The sequence below is a fragment of the Actinomadura logoneensis genome, from assembly GCF_003428695.1.
In the GTDB taxonomy this organism is placed as follows: domain Bacteria; phylum Actinomycetota; class Actinomycetes; order Streptosporangiales; family Streptosporangiaceae; genus Spirillospora; species Spirillospora logoneensis.
The window spans coordinates 1-4,307 of the sequence record NZ_QURH01000795.1; the positions used below are offsets into that span (position 1 = coordinate 1).

The window sequence follows — 4,307 nt, forward strand, 5'->3', positions numbered from 1 at the left end:
CGAGGCGCCGCGCGCCGGTCGCGACGGCCGCCGCGCCCCGGTCGAGGGCGCGGAGCCCGGACGCGCCCTCCAGCAGCCGCGACCGCAGTGCCGGGACGACCCGCTGGAAACCGCGCGCGTCGGCGCTCAGGCCCGCCGCGACGCCGTTGACGTGCGCGGTCGTCCGGGCGATCTCGGCGGCCCGCGCGGCGACCGCGTCGGCGGCGTCGAGCAGCGCCCGGTAGAGCGGCTCGTCGGCGGGGATGCGGTAGCGGGCGGCGAGCCGGTGCAGCATCGCGGGCATCGTCGCGTCCAGGCCGCGCGCGAGACCGAGGGCCGTCGCGTAGCCGCTGGTCCGGGCGACGGCGGGATGACGGGACGCCAGGCGGCGGAGGCCGTCCTCGACGGTCCCGTTCACGGTCCGCAGAGCGGTCTGGACGTTCCGGAGGGTCGGGCTCGTCGCGATTCCGGGATGCCGTGCGGCGGCCGCGCGCAGCCATCCGGAGACGGCGGCGGTGTCCCGGGCGATCCGCTGCGTGAGGTCGGACGCGAGCGACGTCAGCCGGGCGGCGTCCCGGGTCACGGCGGCGGTCCGGTCCGCCAGGCCGGGCAGTGCCGCGGCGGCGGTCTCCGCCAGCGGGACGGCCGTGGACGCCAACTGGTGCACGCCCCCGGCGACCTGCGCGGCACCCGGCGCGAGCTGGGACGACCCCTGCTTGAGCTGCGCCAGCCCTCCGGCGAGCTGCGCCGTTCCGGTGCTCGCCTGGCCCAGGCCGCCGACGAGCGCGGCGCTGCCCTGCCTGGCCTGGCCCAGACCGTCCACGAGCTGCTCCGATCCCTGCTTGGCGGTGGTCAGGCCGTCGCGGAGCCTGGCCGCGCCGTCCGCCGCGTCCGAGATGCCGCTGTGGAGCTGCGCGAGCCTGCCGAACGCGGCCTCGAAGTAGGCGCTGATGGCCGCCGCGGAGATCTTGCGCTCCAGCTCGGACTGCACGGTCTTCGCCATGACGCCGACCAGGTAGTTGTTGGAGTCGTCCAGCCGGATCGACATCGCGGCCCGCTCCGGCGATCCGGACGCGCCGCTGGTCAGCCGCTCGCTGAAGTCCGGCGGGACGGTGATCACGGCGTAGTAGCGGCCGTGCCGCAGGCCGTCGGCGGCGTCCCCGGCGCCCGTGAAGTGCCAGCCGAGGAACCGGGCCCTGCGCAGCTCCGACACGAACTCCGCGCCCGCGTCGATGGTCCGTCCCTCCGCCTGGACGGGCCGGTCCTCGTTCACCACCGCGACGGGGACCCGGCCGAGCCGCTGGTAGGGGTCCCAGTTGGACCACAGGTAGATCCCGCCGTAGATGGTCGGGACGAGGACGGCGAACGCCAGCGCGAGCCGCTGCAGGGGCGTCCGGAAGCGCAGCAGCTCGTAGGGGGCGAGGCGCAGCGCCCGCATCACGCGCCGCCCCCGAGCAGGACGTGGCGGTCGGCGAGGCCGTGCGCCGGGGACGGTTCGAGGACCGTCGCGACGACGGCGGGGCCGGTGTCCGCCGCGCGCCGCGCCGCCGCCCACAGCGCGACCTGCTCGGCGGCGTCCGCGCCCCGGTCCAGGTCGTCCAGGACGATCACCGGGACGTCGTCCAGCAGCGCGAGGGCGAGGGCGAGCCGGGTCGTCTCGGCGTCCGGCAGGTCCCGGACCAGCTCGTGGTCGGCGGCGTCCAGCCCCACGACCTTGCGGGCGTCGGCGAAGTCGCCCGGATCGCGCAGGGACAGCCGGCGCTCGCCGACGTGCTGCCGGACGCGCAGTCCGGGCTCGGGCTCGGCGGCCCCGGTCACCCGCGCGACGCCGACCCGGGCGCGGATCCCGGCCGGGGCCGAAGCGCCCGCGACGACCAGCGCGCCGTCCGCCGGACGCATCCGCCCGGCCAGCGTGAGCAGCAGCGAGGTGCGCCCGCTGCCGCCGGGCCCGGACACCGCCAGGACCTCGCCCGGCGCGGCCCTGACCGTCACCCCGGAGAACACCGGGCCCCGGCGCGTCCGCACGCCGAGCCCGTCGGCCGCGAGTACGGCTTCCATATCGACCCCCCGGAAACTCCTTCCGGAGGGCGTTCCCGCCCATACCGCCGAAACGGCGGCGAACCCGCGATCTTCACCGAACCTTTGCCGCCTCTCGGGCGCAAGCTCCCGCCGTCCCGTCGCCCGGACGCGCGCCCGCGAGGCTCACCCGGGAGCGTCCGCGAAACTCGGCGTCGCTTACCCCCGGACGCGTCCGCGAGCTCCGCGTCCCTTCCCCCGGGAGCGTCCGCGAAGCTCGGCGTCGCTTCACCCGGGAGCGTCCGCGAAGTTGCGCGTCCCTGTCCGCTTGCGGACGGGAAAAGAGCAGGTCGGCGGGTGTGGGCCCGCGGACGGGCGGCTACTCGGGGCGGGGGCGGCGCTTGGGCGGCGGGATGGGCGGGACGACCTTGCCCGCGACGACGACGCTCTCGGCGACGTCCACCAGCTCACCGCCCCGGCGGCGGACCCTCAGCAGCCCGCCGGACCAGGATTCGAGCACGCCGACCACGTCGCTGTACTCTCCCGTTGGCAGACGGCGGCGCAGCGAGACCCGCTCGCCGACGTCGGCCGGTGTGACGGAGACCACCAGCCGCGCGCCGATACGCCCTGGCATGTGCGACCCCCATGTCGAATCGACCGTGCGGTGATGGCAATACTATTCACAGCGAGCTTGCGGTGAGCCGTGACGTGCGGCGGGGCCGGTAACCCGAGAGGAGTCACTGACGTGACCTACGTCATTGCGCAGCCCTGCGTGGACCTGCTCGACAAGGCATGCATCGAGGAGTGCCCGGTCGACTGCATCTACGAGGGCAAGCGGATGCTCTACATCCACCCCGACGAGTGCGTTGACTGCGGCGCCTGCGAGCCGGTCTGCCCGGTGGAGGCCATCTACTACGAGGACGACGTCCCCGAGCAGTGGAAGGACTTCTACAAGGTGAACGTGGAGTTCTTCGACGACCTCGGCTCCCCGGGCGGCGCCTCGAAGGTCGGCAAGATCGAGAAGGACCACCCGATCGTCGCCGCGCTGCCCCCGCAGTCCTCCGAGGAGTGACCGCGGCCGGGAAGCCCCCCGGTTCGGTTTGAGCCGTCGGGCCGTGGCCTCGTCAGGAGGTCGCGGCCCTTTTTTCTCTCGTGTGACAGGAGGGGTGGGTTTTGCTCACGCTGCCGGACTTCCCATGGGATCGGCTCGCGCCGTACAAGGAGCGCGCCGCCGCCCATCCGGACGGGATCGTCGACCTGTCGGTCGGCACCCCGGTCGACCCCACCCCCGAGCCGGTCCGCGAGGCGCTGCGCGCGGCGGCCGACGCCCCCGGCTACCCGCAGACGTACGGGACGCCCGAGCTGCGCGAGTCCGTCGCGGGCTGGATGCGCCGCCGCCTCGGCGTGGTGGACGCCAACCCGGACGCCGTCCTCCCGGTCGTCGGCACCAAGGAGCTGGTCGCCTGGCTGCCGACGCTGCTCGGCCTCGGGCCGGGCGACAAGGTCGCCTTCCCGGCGCTCGCGTACCCGACCTACGACGTCGGCGCCCGGCTGGCCGGCGCGGAGTCCATGGCCACCGACTCGCTACTGTCGCTCGGCCCCGAGACGCCGAAGCTGGTCTGGGTGAACTCGCCGTCCAACCCGACCGGCAAGGTGCTGCCCGTCGAGCACCTGCGCAAGGTCGTGGCGTGGGCCCGTGCGCGCGGCGCGATCGTCGCCAGCGACGAGTGCTACGTCGAGTTCGGCTGGGACGAGGACAACCCGCCCGTCTCGATCCTGCACCCGGACGTCTGCGAGGGCTCCCACCAGGGCCTGCTCGTGCTGAACTCGCTGTCCAAGCGGTCCAACCTCGCCGGGTACCGGGCCGGGTTCGTCAGCGGTGACCTCGGCCTGGTGAAGCGGCTGCTGGAGGTGCGCAAGCACGCGGGGATGATCGTCCCGGCGCCGGTGCAGGCCGCGATGCGCGCCGCGTTCGACGACGACCGGCACGTCCGCGAGCAGCACGCCCGGTACGCCCGCCGCCGCGCCGTCCTGCGGGAGGCGTTCGAGCGGCACGGGTTCCGCATCGACCACTCCGAGGCGAGCCTGTACCTGTGGGCCACCCGGGACGAGTCGTGCTGGGACACCCTGGCCCACCTGGCCGCGCTCGGCATCCTTGTCGGGCCAGGGGACTTCTACGGCCGCGCCGGCTCGCAGCACGTCCGGATCGCCTTCACCGCGACCGACGAGCGCGTCGAGGCCGCCGCCGCGCGGCTCTGACCCCGGCGTCCGTCCCGTGAGGGCCGGCCGATGGCGCGACCCGCCATCGGCCG

At 74.9% G+C, this 4,307-nt stretch carries 5 protein-coding genes; 2 read left to right on the plus strand and 3 right to left on the minus strand.

The genetic code is table 11. The features are described from left to right. From DZF91_RS27555 to DZF91_RS27565, 3 genes are all read right to left on the minus strand, one after another. Nucleotides 1-1,417: YhgE/Pip domain-containing protein (locus DZF91_RS27555; protein WP_199486939.1), on the minus strand; the 1,417-nt coding region annotated here is incomplete at its 3' end. Then, nucleotides 1,417-2,037, minus strand: coding sequence for an ATP-binding cassette domain-containing protein (locus DZF91_RS27560; RefSeq protein WP_117360054.1), 621 nt, complete (start codon nucleotides 2,035-2,037; stop codon nucleotides 1,417-1,419). The genes DZF91_RS27555 and DZF91_RS27560, both read right to left, overlap by 1 nt. 337 nt (nucleotides 2,038-2,374) lie before the next feature. After that, nucleotides 2,375-2,629, minus strand: a complete 255-nt coding sequence (locus DZF91_RS27565) for a putative acetyltransferase (RefSeq protein WP_117360055.1) — start codon at nucleotides 2,627-2,629, stop codon at nucleotides 2,375-2,377. A 111-nt stretch (nucleotides 2,630-2,740) separates the two neighbouring features. Here DZF91_RS27565 and fdxA point away from each other — a divergent pair, with 111 nt between their 5' ends. Both fdxA and dapC read left to right on the plus strand, forming a co-directional pair. Next, entirely contained in the window at nucleotides 2,741-3,067 is a 327-nt protein-coding gene (gene fdxA / locus DZF91_RS27570) for a ferredoxin (protein ID WP_117360056.1), read from the plus strand. A 101-nt stretch (nucleotides 3,068-3,168) separates the two neighbouring features. Continuing rightward, on the plus strand, nucleotides 3,169-4,254 hold the full coding sequence (gene dapC / locus DZF91_RS27575; RefSeq protein WP_117360057.1) for a succinyldiaminopimelate transaminase: 1,086 nt from the start codon (nucleotides 3,169-3,171) through the stop codon (nucleotides 4,252-4,254). The last annotated feature ends 53 nt before the right edge of the window (nucleotides 4,255-4,307 follow it).